The organism is Nocardiopsis sp. iso_25 (assembly GCF_056173305.1).
In genome coordinates this window covers 753,396-771,142 of record NZ_CM149667.1, presented here as the reverse complement: position 1 = coordinate 771,142, position 17,747 = coordinate 753,396, and the positions used below count along the sequence as shown (strand labels likewise).

At 74.2% G+C, this 17,747-nt stretch carries 12 protein-coding genes; 7 read left to right on the top strand and 5 right to left on the bottom strand.

Going from position 1 to position 17,747, the window contains the following annotated elements:
* The first annotated feature begins 187 nt into the window (after positions 1–187).
* The gene (locus tag AC0VX6_RS03605; RefSeq protein ID WP_274976190.1) at positions 188–2,374 is read left to right on the top strand and encodes a SpoIIE family protein phosphatase; all 2,187 of its coding nucleotides are present in this window, start codon (positions 188–190) and stop codon (positions 2,372–2,374) included.
* 25 nt (positions 2,375–2,399) lie between these two features.
* Here the strand turns inward: AC0VX6_RS03605 and AC0VX6_RS03600 are convergent, their stop codons facing one another.
* On the bottom strand, positions 2,400–3,005 hold the full coding sequence (locus tag AC0VX6_RS03600) for a response regulator transcription factor (protein WP_047869745.1): 606 nt from the start codon (positions 3,003–3,005) through the stop codon (positions 2,400–2,402).
* Between the two features lie 336 nt (positions 3,006–3,341).
* Here AC0VX6_RS03600 and AC0VX6_RS03595 point away from each other — a divergent pair, with 336 nt between their 5' ends.
* Together AC0VX6_RS03595 and AC0VX6_RS03590 are read left to right on the top strand one after the other, a co-directional pair.
* Positions 3,342–5,285 (top strand): S1C family serine protease, encoded by a 1,944-nt coding sequence (locus AC0VX6_RS03595; protein ID WP_475467374.1) that lies wholly within the window; start codon positions 3,342–3,344, stop codon positions 5,283–5,285.
* A gap of 366 nt (positions 5,286–5,651) precedes the next feature.
* A complete protein-coding gene (locus AC0VX6_RS03590) occupies positions 5,652–6,932 on the top strand; it encodes a glycosyltransferase (protein ID WP_475467373.1) in 1,281 nt (426 codons plus the stop codon).
* 36 nt (positions 6,933–6,968) lie between these two features.
* Here the strand turns inward: AC0VX6_RS03590 and AC0VX6_RS03585 are convergent, their stop codons facing one another.
* The 3 genes from AC0VX6_RS03585 to AC0VX6_RS03575 all read right to left on the bottom strand — a co-directional run bounded on the left by AC0VX6_RS03585 (position 6,969) and on the right by AC0VX6_RS03575 (position 10,365).
* Complete coding sequence (locus tag AC0VX6_RS03585) at positions 6,969–8,444, bottom strand: sensor histidine kinase (RefSeq protein ID WP_475469248.1); 1,476 nt, start codon at positions 8,442–8,444, stop codon at positions 6,969–6,971.
* A 125-nt stretch (positions 8,445–8,569) separates the two neighbouring features.
* On the bottom strand, positions 8,570–9,268 hold the full coding sequence (locus AC0VX6_RS03580; RefSeq protein ID WP_248773501.1) for a response regulator transcription factor: 699 nt from the start codon (positions 9,266–9,268) through the stop codon (positions 8,570–8,572).
* A gap of 149 nt (positions 9,269–9,417) precedes the next feature.
* Positions 9,418–10,365, bottom strand: a complete 948-nt coding sequence (locus AC0VX6_RS03575) for an HpcH/HpaI aldolase/citrate lyase family protein (protein WP_274976187.1) — start codon at positions 10,363–10,365, stop codon at positions 9,418–9,420.
* Between the two features lie 205 nt (positions 10,366–10,570).
* On the opposite strand from AC0VX6_RS03575, the gene AC0VX6_RS03570 reads away from it, so the two are divergent.
* Entirely contained in the window at positions 10,571–13,066 is a 2,496-nt protein-coding gene (locus AC0VX6_RS03570; RefSeq protein ID WP_475467372.1) for a molybdopterin-dependent oxidoreductase, read from the top strand.
* Between the two features lie 25 nt (positions 13,067–13,091).
* Here the strand turns inward: AC0VX6_RS03570 and AC0VX6_RS03565 are convergent, their stop codons facing one another.
* Positions 13,092–15,272, bottom strand: a complete 2,181-nt coding sequence (locus AC0VX6_RS03565) for a PrsW family intramembrane metalloprotease (RefSeq protein ID WP_475467371.1) — start codon at positions 15,270–15,272, stop codon at positions 13,092–13,094.
* 344 nt (positions 15,273–15,616) lie between these two features.
* On the opposite strand from AC0VX6_RS03565, the gene AC0VX6_RS03560 reads away from it, so the two are divergent.
* The 3 genes from AC0VX6_RS03560 (at position 15,617) to AC0VX6_RS03550 (ending at position 17,742) form a co-directional block, all read left to right on the top strand.
* The gene (locus AC0VX6_RS03560; RefSeq protein WP_274976184.1) at positions 15,617–16,078 is read left to right on the top strand and encodes a hypothetical protein; all 462 of its coding nucleotides are present in this window, start codon (positions 15,617–15,619) and stop codon (positions 16,076–16,078) included.
* The gene (locus AC0VX6_RS03555) at positions 16,078–16,428 is read left to right on the top strand and encodes a winged helix-turn-helix domain-containing protein (protein ID WP_274976183.1); all 351 of its coding nucleotides are present in this window, start codon (positions 16,078–16,080) and stop codon (positions 16,426–16,428) included. Before AC0VX6_RS03560 ends, AC0VX6_RS03555 begins: the two co-directional genes overlap by 1 nt.
* A gap of 192 nt (positions 16,429–16,620) precedes the next feature.
* Positions 16,621–17,742 (top strand): IS630 family transposase, encoded by a 1,122-nt coding sequence (locus AC0VX6_RS03550; RefSeq protein ID WP_212642420.1) that lies wholly within the window; start codon positions 16,621–16,623, stop codon positions 17,740–17,742.
* The last annotated feature ends 5 nt before the right edge of the window (positions 17,743–17,747 follow it).

Here is a 17,747-nt window from a genome sequence, read left to right as displayed (position 1 = left end):
CGGCGGGCGGACCCGGGCGGGCGGCCCGGGCGGGCGGCCCGGGCGGGCGGCCCGGGCGGGCGGCCCGGGCGGGCGGCCCGGAGGGCGGAAGTGACGGTTCGCGCGGCACCGGTCACCCCGGCACGCGTATCGTGGCAGTGACCACCACCCCCCGCGCACGCACCCAGTGACGAAGGACACCGACGGCTTGCCAGCACACGACGCGTCGAAGGTCGCTCGACGAGAGTTCCCGCCCGCCCCGGAGACCGCGGCGGCGGCCCGCGAGTTCGTTCACGACACCCTCCTGTCCTGGGGTGTGACCGACCCCTCCGACGACGTGATCCTGCTGGTGAGCGAGCTGGTCACCAACGCCGTCATCCACGCGCGCTCGTCCTTGGACGTGACCGTGCGCCGGTCGGAGGGGGCGACCGAGGTGATGGTCACCGACTCCGTGCCCGAGCGCGCCGTCCCGCAGGCCGGGCCCCTGTCCGTGGACACCTCCCCGACCCGGGAGAACGGGCGCACCGGCGGTCTGGGGCTGGCCCTGGCCTCGGCGATCGCGTCGAGCTGGGGCGTGAGCTACGGGCGCAACGACAAGGCCGTGTGGTTCCGGATCGAGGACGACTCGGGGGAGCGCGCCTCCCTGGAGTCCCCGCCGGTGCGCAGGAGCCCCTCCCGTCCCGGGCGCCCCGCCCCGTGGTCGGCGCTGGACTCCGCCCTGGGCTCGCGGCTGTCCCTACCGCAGTTGCTGGAGCGCACCGTGGAGCACTCGGCCACGGCGCTGGGCGCGGACGCGGCCTACATCACGCTGGCCACGTCCGACGAGACCATGTGGGAGGTGCGCGCCGCGGTCGGGCTGACCTCGGGCGGCGCCCCCTGGCGGCCGCTGCGCGTGCGCACGGAGGAGATCTTCCCGTCGTCGGCGCCGGAGCCGGGCGCGGTGATCAACGACGACCTGATGATCGCCCGCGCCAGCCGGGGGCGCCTGTCGCGCGCGGGGATGCGTTCGCTGGTCACGGCGCCGCTCATCGTGGACGGCCGGGTGGTCGGCCTGCTGGGGGTGGCCTCCCGGCGGGCCCGGCACTTCGGGGCGTCGGCGGCCAAGCGGCTCCAGGAGGGCGCGAACCTGATCGCGCTGCCGGTGGAGCGGGCCAGGCTGGCCGAGGTGGAGCTGAGCAGGCGGGCCTCGCTGAGCTTCCTGGCCGAGGCCAGCGACCTGCTCGCGGGCACGCTGGACGAGCGGATGACGGGCGCGCTGGCGGCGCAGCTGATCACCTCGCGGCTGGGCCGGTGGTGCGCCATCGAGACGATCAACGAGATGGGCGTCTCGCAGCTGACGCACGTGGTGCACAGCGACGAGAACTACAACGACATCCTGCGCGCGCTGCTGACCGGGCTGCCTCCGCACGAGCAGCGGGAGCCGCAGCCGCTGTGGTCCCCGGCCGAGCTGGCCAAGGAGGGGCTGGACGAGCAGCTCGTCCGGGAGCTGGCGAGCGGCCCGGCGATCTGCGTCCCGCTGGTGGCGCACGGGCGCGCGCTGGGGCGGATGACGATCGGCAAGAACGAGTCGGACGACTTCACCCGCGAGGAGGTGGACGTCGCCGACGACCTGAGCAGCCGGGTGGCGTCGGCGATGGAGAACGCGCGGCTGCACGAGAAGCAGGCCGCGATGAGCGACGCCCTCCAGCGCAGCCTGCTGCCGGCCAAGGAGAAGGAACCGGTGATCCCGAGCGTGGACCACGCGGTGTTCTACCGCCCGGCCGACGAGCGCAACGTGGTGGGCGGGGACTTCTACGACGTGTTCGCGGCGAGCGGCCGGTGGTGCTTCGCCATCGGCGACGTGTGCGGCACCGGCCCGGAGGCGGCGGCCGTGACCGGCCTGGCGCGGCACACGCTGCGGGCGCTGGCCAAGGAGGGGTTCACGCCCTCGCACATCATGCAGCGGCTGAACATGGCGATCCTGGACGAGAACACCTCGACCCGGTTCCTGACGATGCTGTACGGGGAGATGACCCCGGCCACGGACGGCGGGGGCGGGATGCGGCTGCGGATGGTCTCGGCCGGGCACCCGCTGCCGCTGCGGCTGAACCAGAAGGGCGAGGTGCTGCCGTTCGGGGCCTCGCAGCCGCTGCTGGGCGCGTTCGAGGACGTGGGGTTCACGACCGAGAACGTGGACATCCGCCCCGGCGAGGTGGTGCTGGCGGTGACCGACGGCGTGACCGAGCGGCGCAGCAACACGGACATGCTCGGCGACGAGGGGCTGATGGAGATCTTCTCAGGCTGCGCTGGGCTGACCGCCCAGGCGGTGATCAGCCGCATCGACCGGGAGCTGGAGGAGTACGCCCCGGGCGGGCGCAGCGACGACACCGCGATGCTGGTGCTGCGCTTCCTCTGAGCAGTGTTTTTTGGACCTTCGGTGCCTACAGCCAGCCCATGTCCTGGGCGGTGCGGATGGCGGACATGCGGTTGTCGGCGCCGGTCTTGCCGATGGCGTTGGAGAGGTAGTTGCGCACGGTGCCCTCGGTCAGGTGGAGGGAGGCGGCGATCCTGGCGACGGTGGCACCGTCGGAGGCGGCGCGCAGCACCTCGGTCTCGCGGTCGGTGAGCGGGCTCTCGCCGCCGACCATCGCGGCGGCGGCCAGGTCGGTGTCGATGTAGCGCCCGCCCCCGTGCACGCGGCGGATGGCGCCCGCGAGCTGGTCGACGGGGGCGTCCTTGGCCAGGAAGCCGCGCGCGCCGGAGGACAGGGCGCGGCGCAGGTAGCCGGGGCGGCCGAAGCTGGTGAGGATGACGACACCGCAGTCGGGGGCGTCCGTCCGCAGCCGCGCGGCCACCTCCAGCCCGGTGGCGCCGGGCATCTCGATGTCCAGGACGGCGATCGCGGCGCCGTGCCGCAGGACGGCGTCGACCACCTCGTCGCCCCGGCCGACCTCGGCGACGACCTCCAGGTCGTCCTCCAGGCCGAGGAGGGCGGCGATGGCCCCCCGCACGAGGTGTTCGTCATCGGCCAGCACGATCTTGATCAAGGTCGGCTCTTCTCCGGTGTCTCGCTTTGGCTTCGGCACGATATCGTTTCGGGCATTGTGGTGCATACGGCGCCTACGGGGAGCGCGCCGGGGTAACGGGCGACGTGTCGGGTCGCGGCGTCGGGGGTTGGGATGCTCTCACGGACGTCGGGGCCAGTCACGGGCGGCCCGGTCCGACGGCGCTGGACCACGGGACCGCCGACGCGGACCGGGCCGGGGCACGGCGGGGGCGGAAGGACTCGAAACCCCGGCATATCGCGCTCTCACCCTGTTCTAACCCATGCGTCGCATGATGGAACACGTCACTGAACATCGTCCCGTCAGCCGGAGGATGAGTTGAACCCCAACGAACCGAGTGCAGGTACCGAGCCCGGTACGGCGGCCGGGAACGGACTTCCCGAGCACCGTCCCGCCGAGCCCGCCGACCAGGCGGGGCCCTCCGGCCCGCACGAGGGGGGCTCCTCCACGGCTGACGGCACCGACGTCCGTGGCGCGTCCGGCGGGGAGCACGGGGGTGTCCCCGCCGGACAGGACGGCCGGACCCACGGAGCCGAGCACGCCGGGCCCCAGCGTTCCTTCGGGGACTCCGAGGCACGCGGAACCGGTGGGGAGCCCGGGGTCGGGGAGGCGGGCGAGCACGTGGAGCGGCCCGCGCCGCACGAGCCCGGCGGGTACACCGGCGTGTGGCAGAGCGGCGAACAGCCCGGTCAGGTGCCGTCCGGCGGGTACCCCGGCGCCGAGCGGAGCGGCGGGTACGCGGCGGCCGGGCAGACGGGTGAGGGCTTCCCGTCCCAGCAGGGCGGGCACCCGGGGGCAGAGCGGTACGGGCGGCCGGAGACCGGCCCCGCGGGGGCGGGGCCGACCTTCTCCCCGCCCGGGCAGCCGCCGAGGTGGGCCACCGGGCCCAACGACCCGGAGCACGCCTCCTACACCTTCCCGCCTCCCGGGGGCGGTTACGGCGCCGTCGGCGGCCAGCACGAGCAGTTCTCCGCCCACCACCCCGCTCCCCCGCACGGCGGGCAGAACGGCCCCCACGGGCCGATCGGGCACGGGCAGCCGCCGTACGGTGACGGCGGCGCGTTCGGGGCGGGCGGCCCCGGCGGTCCCGGGGACCACGGCGGCCACGGCGGCCACGGCGGGCAGCCCCCGTTCGGCGGCGCCTTCCCCGGGTCGGTGCCCCCGCAGGGGAACGGCAAAAAGCGCGGCTCCGGCAGGATCGTGACCGTCGCCGCGATCACCGCCCTGGTCACGAGCCTCATCGTGGGACCGATGACGGCCCTGGGCACCGCCTACCTGTTCCCCAACGGCCTGAGCGGGCCGATCAGCTCGCTCAACCAGGAGCAGGAGAGCACCCAGACCGAGGGCGAGGTGGGCGAGGTCGCCGACACGGTCCTGCCGAGCGTGGTGTCCATCCGCACCGCCAACGGCGGCGGCAGCGGTGTGGTCATCTCCTCCGACGGCCAGATCCTCACCAACGCGCACGTCGTGGCCGCCGCCGAGGGCGGTCCGATCGAGGTGCTGTTCAACGACGGCAGCTCCGCGCGCGCCGAGGTCATGGGCTCGGACCCGGTCTCCGACATCGCGGTGATCCAGGCGGAGGGGCGCAACGACCTCACCCCGGCCACCCTCGGCGACTCCGAGCAGATCGGCGTGGGCGCCGAGGTGGTCGCGATCGGTTCCCCGCTGGGGCTGTCGGGCACGGTGACCACGGGTGTGGTCAGCGCGCTGAACCGTCCGGTGAACACCGGGCAGTCCGGGCAGACCTCCACGGTCATCAACGCGATCCAGACGGACGCGGCGATCAACCCCGGCAACTCGGGCGGCCCGCTGGTGAACATGAACGGCGAGGTCATCGGAATCAACACCGCGATCGCGGGCGTCTCGCAGGACAGCGGCTCGGTCGGGCTGGGCTTCGCCATCCCGATCAACCAGGTCCGCCCCATCGCGGAGCAGCTGGTCGAGGACGGCAGCGCGAGCTACCCGGCGATCGAGGCGACCATCACCAACTCCCGCGTCGGCGGCGCGGAGATCGTGGAGGTCACCGAGGGCGGCGCGGCCGCCGAGGCCGGGCTCCAGGCCGGTGACGTGGTGGTGTCCGTGGACGGTGAGCAGGTGTCCACGCCGGACGAGCTGATCGCGCAGATCCGGATCCGCCAGCCCGGCGAGGAGGTCACCCTGGGGGTCGTCCCCGACGGCGGCAGCGGTTCCGAGGAGGAGGTCACGGTGACGCTCGGGGAGCAGAGCGTGGAGGCGGCCCAGAACGAGGAGGGCGGGAACTGACGGAAGCGGCCCCGTTTCCCGCACGGGCGGCCCCGGACCCTCGGGTCCGGGGCCGCCCGTCGTGTGTGCGGCGGAAGCCGCGGCCACGGCCCGCGGGCACGGCGGGACCGGAATCGTCCGACGCACGCGCGGCGGCGGAAGCCTCGGCCATGCCCCGAAGGCACGGCGGGCCCCGGGCGCGCGGACCGCGGGCCGCTGCCCGTCGGCGCGGCCGGACTTGTGGGTAGGCGGAGGGGCGCGGGGGTTCCCTCCCCCGCGCCGCGTGCCACCGAGCGGTCGCCCCGCGGTCACCGAGAGGTCGGCGGGGGTCAACGCGGGTGACCCACACTCGGGCGTACGCGGCGGCCCGACAAAGGAGATCAGGTCATGTCCACGTCCTTCGCCTCCCCCGCGGTGGCGGCACCGCCCCGGCCCGCCGTCGGCGCGACGCGCCGCACCCGGGTCCTGATCGGTACCGACACCTATCCCCCCGACGTGAACGGCGCCGCGTACTTCACCGCCCGCCTCGCCCGCGGTCTGGCCGCGCGCGGCGCGCGCGTGCACGTGGTGTGCCCCTCCCCCGAGGGCTCCCCGTACACGGCCGAACGCGGCGGAGTGGTCGAGCACCGGCTGCGCTCGGTGTCCTCCCTGGTCCACGACAGCGTGCGGCTCGCGGTCCCGCTGGGCGTGCGCGGCCACCTGGACCTGCTCCTGGACCGGCTGCGCCCGGACGCCGTCCACATCCAGAACCACTTCCTCGTCGGCCGGATGCTGGCCGCCGCCGCGCACGCCCGCGGCGTGCCCGTGGTGGCCACCAACCACTTCATGCCGGAGAACCTCTTCGACTACGTGCACGTGCCCGCGCCGCTGCGCCCGCACGCGGCCCGGCTGGCCTGGTGGGACCTGGGCGCGGTGCTGTCCAGGGCCGGGCACGTGACCACGCCCACCCCGGCGGCGGCGCGGCTGCTGGTCGACCAGGGGTTCACCCGGCCGGTCGAACCGGTCTCGTGCGGGATCGACCTGGACCGGTTCAGCCCGTTGGACGGCGGCGCGGCCACCCGGCGGCGGCTGCGCGCCCGGCTGGGCGTGCCGGACCGCAGGACGGTGCTGTTCGTGGGGCGGCTGGACGAGGAGAAGCGCGTGGACGAACTCGTGCGCGCGGTGGCCCTGACCGACGGTGTGCAGCTCGTGCTGGCCGGGCACGGCGCGCACCGGGCGCGGTTGGAGGAGCTGGCGGCGGAGGTCGGCGCGGCCGACCGGGTGGTGTTCCTGGGCTTCGTGCCGCACGCCGACCTGCCCGACGTGTACCGGTGCGCGGACGTGTGGGCCATCGCCGGGACCGCCGAACTCCAGAGCATCGCCACCCTGGAGGCGATGGCGAGCGGCCTGCCGGTGGTGGCGGCGGACGCCATGGCGCTGCCGCACCTGGTGGAGGAGGGCGGCAACGGGTACCTGTACCCGCCCGGCAGCCCGGAGGCGCTGGCCGCCCGGGTGGAGTCGGTTGTCACCGACGAGGGCCGACGGCTCGGGATGGGCGCGCGCAGCCGCGACATGGCCGGGCTGCACCGGCTGGAGGACTCGCTGGAGCGGTTCGAGCGGATCTACCGCGAGGCGTCCGCCGGTGCGGGGGTCGGCGCGGCAGCGGTCGCGGCGTTCGGCGGGCAGTGACCGGCGGTTCCGGCGCGGCGTCCGCCGGTGCGGCGCTCACCCCCGCGCCTTCGGCTCCTCGTCCCGCGGCGGTGTGAACAGCGGCAGGTGGAAGCCGATGACGGCACCGCCGCCCTCCCTGTTGCGGGCGAACACCCCGCCCCCGTGCGCCTGCGCGATCTCCCTGACCATGGACAGGCCGAGCCCCGAACCGGGCAGGCCGCGGGCGACGGCGGCCCGGTAGAAGCGTTCGAAGACGTGGTCGAGTTCGGCCGGGTCGATGCCGGGCCCCCGGTCCAGGACCTCCACCGCCCCCGCGCGCACGCGGATCTCGATGGGCGCGGTGCCCTTGGGGTCGAACTTGGCGGAGTTCTCGACCGGGTTGGAGACGGCGCGCTCCAGGGAGCCGGGGCGGCCCCACACGACGCTGTCGTCGGCGTCCACGACGATGTCGCGGCCGGTGCGGCGGCGGGTGCGCTTGGCGACCTTCTCGGCGATCCCGGCGAGGGGGACGGCGCTCATCTGCTCGTCCTCGTGGTCGCCGGTGGCCAGGCCGACCAGTTCGTTGACCAACGCGGTGAGTTCGCGGGTCTCGCCGCGCAGGTCCTCGATGAGGCCGGCGCGCGCCTCCGGGCTGAGCCGGTCCACCCTGTCGAGCACCTGCACGTTGGTGTACAAGCTGGTCAGCGGGGTGCGGAGTTCGTGCGCGGCGTCCTGGACGAGGCGGCGCTGCTCGTCCTTGGAACGGGCCAGACGGGCGAGCATGGCGTTGAACGCGCTGGTGAGGCGGCCGACCTCGTCGCGGCCGGCGTCCTCCTCGCGGCTCTCGCCGCTGCGGCCGGGGTCCACGGGGTCGAGCCGCCCGGTGGAGCTGACGTACTCGGCCGCATCGGTGAGGCGCACCAGGCGCCCGGTGGTGCGGTGGCCCACCAGCCAGCCCGCGGCGGCCGCGCACAGGGCGACGAACAGGCCCACCCACAGGATCTGGGTGGCCAGCCGGTCGATCATCAGCTCGGTCGGGGACAGGCGCTGGAGGAGTTGGAGGGCCCCGGCGCCGTCGCCGAGGGAGACCGTTGCCAGCCGGTACTCCTGGCCGCCGATGGCCTGCTCGCGCATGTCGACGATGCCGGGCCGCGGCTCCTCGGCGACCTCCAGGTCCCTCTGCGACGGTGCGAACAGGATGATCTCGGACGGGTCGGCGATGTTGACCGTCCTGCTGCCGTCGGGTTCGAGGAGCTGGAGCTGGAACTTGTCGCTGGGCAGGAACGGGCCGGGACCGGCGGAGCCCCCCTGCCCCTGCTGGTGGTAGTCGACGAGCTGGTCGGACAGGGCGGTGACGGTGCTCTCGAACTCGGTGCGGGCGTCGGAGCGGATGAGCGCGGCGGCGGTGGTGTAGGCGAGGGTGCCGACCAGGGCGATGACGACGGTGGCGACCAGCGCGAAGATCACCGCGAAGCGGGTGCCCAGCCGCCAGTCGCCCGGCTGGAGCAGCGTCCGGCGCCACCTCGGGACGGCGGTGCGCGCGGCGGACACCAGGGCCCTGAGACCGGACGCGGCGCCGGGGCCGTGCGGGGAGCCGGAGGCGGGCGAGGCTCCGGGACCGTGCGGGGCTCCGTGTCCGGGGTCCCGCGGGGTGCCGTCTTCGGGTCGCACGGATCTCAACCCTGCGGCCGGAGCGTGTAGCCGACCCCGCGCACGGTCTGGATCAGCGGCGGCCCGCCGTCCTCCAGCTTGCGGCGCAGGTAGCTGATGTAGACGGCGAGGTTCTTGGACTCGGGGCCGAAGTCGTAGCCCCAGATGCGGTCGTAGATGGTGGAGTGGTCCAGGACGATCCCGGCGTTGCGCACCAGGAGTTCGAGCAGGTCGAACTCGGTCTTGGACAGCTCGACCTCGCGGTCGCCGCGCCAGACCCGGCGGGAGGCCGGGTCCAGGGACAGCTCGCCGACGCGCAGCGGGCCCTGCTCGGCGGCCTCCTCGGGGAAGGGCGCGGCCCGGCGCAGCAGGGCGCGCAGCCGGGCGAGGAGCTCCTCCAGCTCGAAGGGCTTGGCGAGGTAGTCGTCGGCCCCCGCGTCGAGCCCCGCCACCCGGTCCGGCGTCTCCACTCGCGCGGTGAGCATGAGGATGGGTGTGCGGTCGCGCTCGGCGCGCAGCACGCGGGCCACCCCGAGCCCGTCCACTCCCGGCATCATCACGTCGAGGACGAGCAGGTCGACGGGGTCGGCGTGCACGGCGGCGAGGGCCTGGACCCCGTCCGGTACCGTCCTGACCCTGTAGCCCTCCAGTTGGAGCGCGCGTTCCAGTGAGTCCCTGATCGCGCGGTCGTCGTCGGCGACCAGAACCGTGGCGGTGGCTTCCATGGCGCCCATGGTTCCGCATGAGGGTGAGAGCGCGGTAAGAGCGGGGTGGGGCGCGTGTCAGACTCCGCGCCGGTCAGAGCCCGTGCGGCCCCGGACAGAACCGGGCGGGTCCGCACGGGGTCCCGTCCGCCCTCCGCAGGGGTCCGGGTTCAGGCCCCGGGGTCGAACGCGCGGGTCCGGCCCATCCCGGCCGCGCGCCCCTTGCCCGCGACCACGAGCGCCATCTTGCGGGATGCCTCGTCGAGCATCTCCTCGCCGAGCATGACGGCGCCGCGCCGGTCCACGGTGGTGGCGTGGGCGTAGGCGTCCAGGATCAGCTCGGCGTGGTCGTAGTCCTCCTGGGAGGGCGCGAACACCTCGTTGGCGGCCTCCACCTGGAGCGGGTGCAGGACCCACTTGCCGTCGAAGCCGAGGGCGGCCGTGCGCCCGGCGGAGCGGCGGAACGCGTCCACGTCCCGGATCTGGAGGTAGGGGCCGTCGATGGCCTGGAGCCCGTGGGCGCGGGCGGCGGTGAGGATGCGCATGAGCACGTAGTGGTAGGCGTCGCCGGTGTCGTAGCCGGGCGGCTGCTCGCCGACGACCAGGCTCTTCATGTTGAGGGAGGCCATGAAGTCGGCGGGCCCGTAGACGAGGCTCTCCAGGCGGGACGAGGCGGCGGCGATCCCGTCCACGGCGACCAGGCCGCGGGCGTCCTCGATCTGCGCCTCGATGCCGATCCGGCCGACCTCCAGCCCGACGGCGCGTTCGATCTGGGTGAGGAGGGTGTCGAGCCACTGGACGTCGCGGGCCGAGGTGACCTTGGGCAGGACCAGGGCGTCGAGTTCGGCACCGGCGCCCTCGACGACGGTGACGACGTCGCGGTAGGCCCACCCGGTGGTGACGTCGTTCACGCGGACGGACCGCACCTTGCCGTCCCAGCCGCCGTCGTTGAGGGCCCGGACGACGGCGTGGCGGGCCGCGTCCTTCTCCAGGGGCGCGACCGCGTCCTCCAGGTCGAGGAAGAAGGCGTCCGCGTCCAGTCCCCGCGCCTTGTCCACGAACCGGGGGTTGGACCCCGGCACCGCGAGTACCGACCGCCGCGACCTGAGTTCGCCCATCGCCCCGTCCCCCTGCTCCGCTCGTCCGCCTGCGCGCGGTCCGCGCCGGTCGGCCGCGCGGGAGCGCGGTCGCGGCGCCGGCCGTCCGGCCGGGTCGGCCGCCTCCTCCGGGCGGGACCGCGCCGCCCATCATCGCACCGTGCGGTGCATAGAGTGAGTTCGGGCCCCTGGTGGGGCGCAGGGGAATTCCAGGGGGGAAACGAGCATGTCCGGCACGTCGTCGTATCCGACCAGCGCCCACTGGGGCAGTTACCGGGTGGTCGTGGAGGACGGCCGGGTGGTCGGGACCCTCCCGGACCCGGACGACCCGGCGCCGTCCCCGGTGATAGCCAACACCCCCGCCGCCCAGCACCACGCCTCGCGGGTGGCGCGTCCGGCGGTGCGGCGGCGCTGGCTGGAGAGCGGCCCCGGCCCGGACCCGCTCCGGGGGGACCCCGACGACGCCTACGTCGAGGTGGAGTGGTCCACGGCGCTGGACCTGCTCGCCGGTGAGCTGGACCGGGTGCGCGGCGCGTACGGGAACGCGGCGGTCTACGGCGGTTCGTACGGCTGGGGCAGCGCGGGGCGGATCCACCACGCGCAGAGCCAGCTGCACCGGTTCCTCAACTCGATCGGCGGGTACACGCGCTCGCGCACCACCTACAGCCACGGCGCGGTGGAGGTACTGTTCCCGCGGATCATCGGTGTCCCGGCGGCGAACCGGCTGCTGCACCGGGCCCCGTCGTGGACCCGGATCCGCGAGCACACCGAGCTGCTGGTGAGCTTCGGCGGGCTGCGGGTGTCCAACACGTGGACCTCCTCGGGCGGGCGCGCCGCCCAGACCGCCGGTCCGGCGATGCGCGACGCGTCCGGGGCCGGGGTGGAGTTCGTGTCGGTGTCACCGCTGCTGGACGACACCCCCGAGGACGTCAAGGCCGAGTGGGTCTCCCTCAATCCGGGGACCGACACGGCGGTGATGCTGGCGCTGATGCACGTGCTGTTCACGGAGGGCCTGGCCGACACCGCCTTCCTGGACCGCTACACCGTGGGCGCGGACGTGCTGCGCGCGTACGTGCTGGGCGAGCGCGACGAGCGGGGCGGACCGGACGGGACCGCGCGGACGCCGGAGTGGGCCGAGCGGATCAGCGGGGTCCCCGCCGACGAGCTGCGGTCGCTGGCGCGGCGGATGGCGGCGCGGCGCACGCTGGTCAACGTGGGGTGGTCGGTGCAGCGGGCGCGGTACGGCGAGCAGCCGCTGTGGGCCGGGCTGGCGCTGGCGTGCTGCCTGGGCCAGGTGGGGCTGCCGGGCGGCGGCTTCGCGTCCGGCTACGGGTCCATGGGCAACTACGGGGGCGGCGCGACGCCGCTGGGGCTGCCGAGGATGCCGCAGGGCAACAACACAGTGGACTCGTTCATCCCGGTGGCGCGGGTGGCCGACATGCTGCTGGAGCCGGGCGGGCGCTACGACCACGACGGCGAGGAGCGGCGGTACCCGGACATCCGGCTGGTGTACTGGGCCGGGGGCAACCCCTTCCACCACCACCAGGACCTGAGGCGGTTGACCGAGGCGTTCGGGCGGCCGGAGACGGTGGTGGTGAACGAGACGCACTGGACCGCGACGGCGCGGCACGCCGACATCGTGCTCCCGGCCACGACGGTGCTGGAGCGCGACGACATGGCCGCGAGCCAGGGCGACCTGAGCGTGCGGGCGATGCCGCGCGCGGTGGCGCCGCACGGGCAGGCGCGCGACGAGTACGACACCTACGCCGACCTGGCCGAGAGGCTGGGGGCGCGCGAGGAGTTCACCGAGGGGCGCACGAGCGGCGAGTGGATGCGCGTGGTGTACGGGCGCTGGCGGTCGCTGGTGGCGCGGCGGGGCCTGGAGGTGCCGGAGTTCGAGGAGTTCTGGGAGCGCGGGCGGGTGGAGATGCCCGGCCGGGTGGAGGACGAGGCGCTGCTGGGCGAGTTCCGCGCCGACCCGGAGGGCCACGCCCTGCGTACGCCGAGCGGGCGGATCGAGCTGTTCTCGGAGACGATCGCGTCGTTCGGGTACGAGGACTGCCCGGGGCACCCGGTGTGGCTGGCGGGGCCGGTGGTGACCGGTTCCGGGTCCCCGGCCGGAGCCGGGGAACCCGCGGCGACGGCCTCTGGTCCTGGGGCCGGAGGGTCGGTGGTAGCGGGTTCCGGTGCCCACGCCGGGGCAGGGGAACCGGAGGCCGCGGGCTCCGGGGCCGGAGACGGGGAACCCGCGGTGGACGGCTCCGGTGGTCGGGCCGGGGAGTTCCCCCTGGTGCTGATCGCGAACCAGCCGAGCGGCAGGCTGCACAGCCAGCAGGACATGGGTGCGCACAGCATGTCGCAGAAGGTGCGCGGGAGGGCGCCGTTGCGGATGCGTCCGGAGGAGGCGCGGGCGTGCGGTGTGGCTGACGGGGACGTGGTGCGGGTGTCCAGCGCCACGGGCTCGTGCCTGGCGGGCGTGGTGGTGAGCGACGCGCTGCGGCCGGGGGTCGTGCAGCTGTCCACGGGGGCCTGGTACGACCCCTCGTCGGAGGACGTGACGTGCGCGCACGGGAACCCGAACGCGCTGACGGAGGACGTGGGGACGTCCTCGCTGAGCCAGGGGTGCACGGGTCAGCTGGTGCGCGTGCGCGTCGAACCGTTCACCGGGCAGGTACCGCCCGTGCGCGCCTTCGAGCCGCCGAGGGGCGTCACCGCGGTCTGAGCGCGGCGTCCCGGAGCCGGGCCCGTCACCGTACGAGGAGCCGGTTCACGCGCCTGGGCAGCAGCAGCCCCGCCCAGCCCAGGAGCGCGTATCCCACCTGGCCGGGCGCGAGCATGCCGAGGATCGCCCCGGTGTTCGCGGCCGGCGCGCGGAGGAACTCGCGCATCCTCGGGTGCGCGTGCGGAACCCCGTTCCCGGACAGCAGCAGCGTGAGCACCGCGACCAGCACCACGGCCGCCCAGACCGAGTCGACACCGTTCAGGTCGCCCAGCCAGCCCTGGATCCGGTCCAGGGCCATGAACGCGTACGCGGGCGCACCGGTCGCGGCCGGGTCGGGCGCGGCGGTGAACACCATCGCCGCCGCGCCCATCGCCGCCATCGCCCCGGTGACCCCTCCGGTGGCCGCCAGCCCCAGCCGCATCGCCAGTTCGCGCGCCTGCCGGGTCAGTTCCTCCTGTGAGGGGTAGTGGCGCCAGGGCCGCCCCGCCGACCGGGCCTCGCCCATGGCGTTCGCCCGCCGCCAGCGCAGGAACCGCCAGGTGTCGCAGAGCACCGAGGGTCCGCGCCGCGCCGCGATGGCCGCGACGGCCAGCTCGTGGGCGATCGTGGACACCGTGGTGACCAGGGTGATCGGCAGGTCCACCCAGGACAGCGCCGTCCGGCGGAACAGCGGCGCGATGTCGGCGGGCACGCGGACCCGCATGGCCACCGAACGCCCCCGCGCCCGGCGGCGCAGGCGGGCCAGCGGCGGCTGCCCGGGCAGCGGCGGCGTGGACTCGGCCGCGGTGGCGATCAGCCGGTAGTCCATGGCCACCGCGCACAGCAACAGCAGCACCAGCAGCCACGGGGTGAGCACCCCGCCGCCGAGGAGGCCGTGCACGAGGTCGGAGGCCGGGTGCAGCTGGGCGTTGGCCAGCCGCGCGTTCAGGTTCAGGTGCTCCAGGAACGCCAGGGTCAGCGCGACCGGCGGCAGCAGCCACAGCCAGGCCCCGTAGCGGCGGCCGACGACCGCCAGGCCGAGCGCGGCGCCGACCAGGCCGGTGGTGACGGCGTGACCGGAGAAGACCGCGAGCACGGTGCCCGCGGGGTCGGTGACGGTACTGCCGCCGGGCAGGAACAGGCCGGTCCCGGCGGACACGCCCGCCCCTCCGAGGGCCACCTGCGTGAGCAGGCGCTCGGCCAGCTGGAACCCGGCGCCGGAGGCCGCGGCCAGCAGCAGGAAGTCCACCGCGGCCAGGCGGCGCAGCCTTCGGCGGGCCACCAGGGCCAGGAGCAGCAGCGGGAGGAGCTTGCCGACCTCCTCCACGGTCACGGCGACGTAGGTGTAGCCGAGGACGCCGTAGGGGTCGCCGCCCAGCAGCCCGGTGACGGCGGACTCGGCCAGCGCCAGCGGCCACAGCAGCAGCGCGCCGAACGCGGCCACCCGCAGCAGGGAGGCGAAGGAGACCGTGCGCGAGCGGGCCAGCAGGGCCAGCTGGAACAGCAGGACGAAGGAGGCGGCCAGTGCCGGGAACGCGGCGCCCAGACCGGGGACGGCCAGGGGCGCCACGAGCAGCGCGGCCGCCATGAGCCAACCCCAGGCCCCGCGCAGGGCCCGCAGGGAGCGGACCGCACGCGGTGAGCGCCGCCGCGCGCGTTCGACGCTGCGGGCCAGGAGTTCGGCCGGGTCGGGGCCGGGTCCGCGCGGGCCGCGGGCGTGGCGCGCGCCGGTCTCGGCGCAGTGGTAGAGCTGGGCGGCGCGGGTGAGGACCGGGCCGCCCTCCCGTCGGGCGCGCGAGGCGAAGTGGCTGCGGGCCTGGGGGATGTCGGCGCCGACGAGTTCGCGGACGAAGTCGGCGGGACCGGCCGCGACGGTGAGCTCGTCCGCGGTGACCAGAACGGCGGCGGAGAAGTCCTCGACGCAGACCAGGAAGTCGGTGGGCGCGGGCCCCCAGCCGCGGATGAGGTCGATGAGGGTGTCGGTGTCGAGGGGAACCTCGGTGACGGGGTCGTAGGAGAACTCGGGCCTGGTCCGGCACACCAGGAGCCGGTCCACGCCCATGGCGCGGCCGGCGGCGACGACCGCGCGGATGAGGTTGCGGTCGCGGGGGACCAGGAAGGGGGTGGTGACCTTGCCGTCGGCCCGGACCCAGTGGGGGTCGAACTCGGTCGCTCCGGCGCAGACGCGCAGCACGAGGTCACGCGCGAGCATGGCCTGTTCTTCCATGGGTCACCTCGTGCCTGGGGGCTCACTCGGGGGCGGACGGGCGCTCGCTCGGGGGTGGGGGCCGCGGGCCCGTTTCCGCCGCCTTCCGGACGGATCGGCCCGACCGAGCATAACGGTGGGCCGCCCGGCCGGGGGAGGGCGGCGTAGGCCCCTCCCCGCGGCGTCGGCTAGCGGCGGCCCCGCCGACCGCGGGGCGTGTCGGTCATTCGCGTTCCTCGCGTCGTCGCTGGTCGACGCGGTGGCTGCGTCCCGGCGGTCTTCTTTCGGGTCCCGGTGTGTTTGACAGGACCCGATCCTTGGTATCTACTTTCCATATAGAAAGTAGATACGAAAGAGGAGATGACATGAACAGCAATCCCGAGCTCGACCAGGTCGCCGACGCCCGCCGCAAGCTCGCCAGCCGCACCGACCTGCCCGCCGCCTACTGGGTCTTCCTCGCCGCCGCGAGCGTGCTCATCGCCGGACTGCCGATCTGGTCCGCCGTCCTGCCCGGCAGCGGCCCCTACTTCCAGTGGGCCATCCTCGGCGTGGTCGTCATCGCCACCGCCTACTCGGTCATCCAGCGCCGCCGCAGCGGCGTGTACATGCCGCGCTACATCACCTCCTACCCCGGCGCCCGCCTGATGTGGATCGCCGCCCTGGCCATCACGGGCGTGGGCTACATCGGCATCACCCTCCTGGTCGACCAGGGCATGATCGGCTTCGCGCTCGCCGCGCTGGTGCCCGTGGCCGCCCTCGTGCTCGCCGGACAGATGCTGGTCCGCTCGGCCATGCGCCGCAGCATCGAGAACGGCAGGGTCAAGTAGTGACCGCGCTGCACAGCCCCGGCGGCGGCGCCTCCCCCGGAGGTGCCGCCGCCGCACGCCAACCGATCCTGGAGACCGGCCCGCGCCTGGCGATGTGCGCGCTGTTGCAGAGCGCCAAGTGGGTCGACTTCGCCACCGTGCGCAATCTGCTCGGCGTCAGCGACCCGATGGTCTCCAAGCACAGCCGCACCCTGGAGGACGCCGGACTGCTCGAAGTCCGCAAGGGAGCGGTCGGGCGCCGACCGAAAACCTGGTTCCGCCTGACCCCGGTCGGACGAACGGCCCTGCAGAGCCACCTGGCCTGGCTGACCGGCCTGGAATCAGCGGTCGAGCCCGACCCCGACACCTGAACCGGGACGGGGAGCCCGGACCGGCCGGAACCGCGGCGGCCCGCTCCGGCTCCGACGCCGGGGAGGAAGGTCCCAGACCACGAGGAACACCAGGTGCCGCCCGCGCTAGTGCTGTGGCCGGGAAGGTTCGCCCGGGTCAGTGATCGATGCCAGGGTTGACCGCAACACCAGCAGTCAACCCTGGGAGCCGCGGTGTCCGCACCCCTCAAAGCCCGCAGACTCACCAACCCCGAGGGCCAAAAACTCCAACGCATCGTCCGCCGGGGCAGCACCAACACCGTCCGCTACCGGCGAGCGATGATCATCCTGGCCTCGGCCAGCGGCAACACCGCCCCCGTCATCGCCCGCCTGGTCGCCGCTGATGAGAAGACCGTGCGCGAGGTCATCCACGCCTTCAACACCCAAGGGCTGAGCTGCCTGGACCCTAAATGGGCGGGAGGCCGTCCCCGCCTACTCACCCCCGACGAGGAAGACCTCGTCCTGAAGACGGCCACCACCCGCCCGACCAAGCTCGGCCAGCCCTTCACCCGCTGGTCGCTGCGCAAACTCGCCGCCCACCTGGCCCACCGGCCCGGACCGGGCCTGCGCATGGGCCGCGAGACCCTGCGAACGCTCCTGCACCGGCATGGCATCACCTTCCAACGCACCACGACCTGGAAGGACTCGCCCGACCCCGAGGCCGATGCCAAACTCGACCGCATCGAGCACGTCATGGAGCACTTCGCCGACCGGGTCTTCGCCTTCGACGAGTTCGGACCGCTGGGCATCCGGCCCACCGCCGGGACGGGCTGGGCCCGCAAGAGCCGCCCGCACCGCCTTCCGGCCACCTACCGGCGCACCCATGGCGTCACCTACTTCCACGGCTGCTACTCGGTGGGAGACGACACCCTGTGGGGCATCAACCACCGGCGCAAGGGCGCAGCCAACACACTCACCGCGCTCAAGACGATCCGGGCCGCCCGCCCGGACGGCGCCCCCATCTACGTGATCATGGACAACCTGTCCGCACACAAGGGCCCCACGATCCGCTCCTGGGCCCAGCGCAACAAGGTCGAGTTGTGCTTCACCCCCACCTACGCCTCCTGGGCCAACCCGATCGAGGCGCACTTCGGGCCGCTGCGCCAGTTCACCATCGCCAACTCCCACCACCCCAACCACACGGTGCAAACGCGGGCGCTGCACGCCTATCTACGGTGGCGCAACGCCAACGCCCGCGACCCGGACGTGCTCGCGGCCCAGCGCCGTGAACGCGCCCGGGTACGCAGCGAGAAGGGTGTTCGTTGGGGAGGCCGACCGCTACCCGTAGCGGCGTGAGGGCA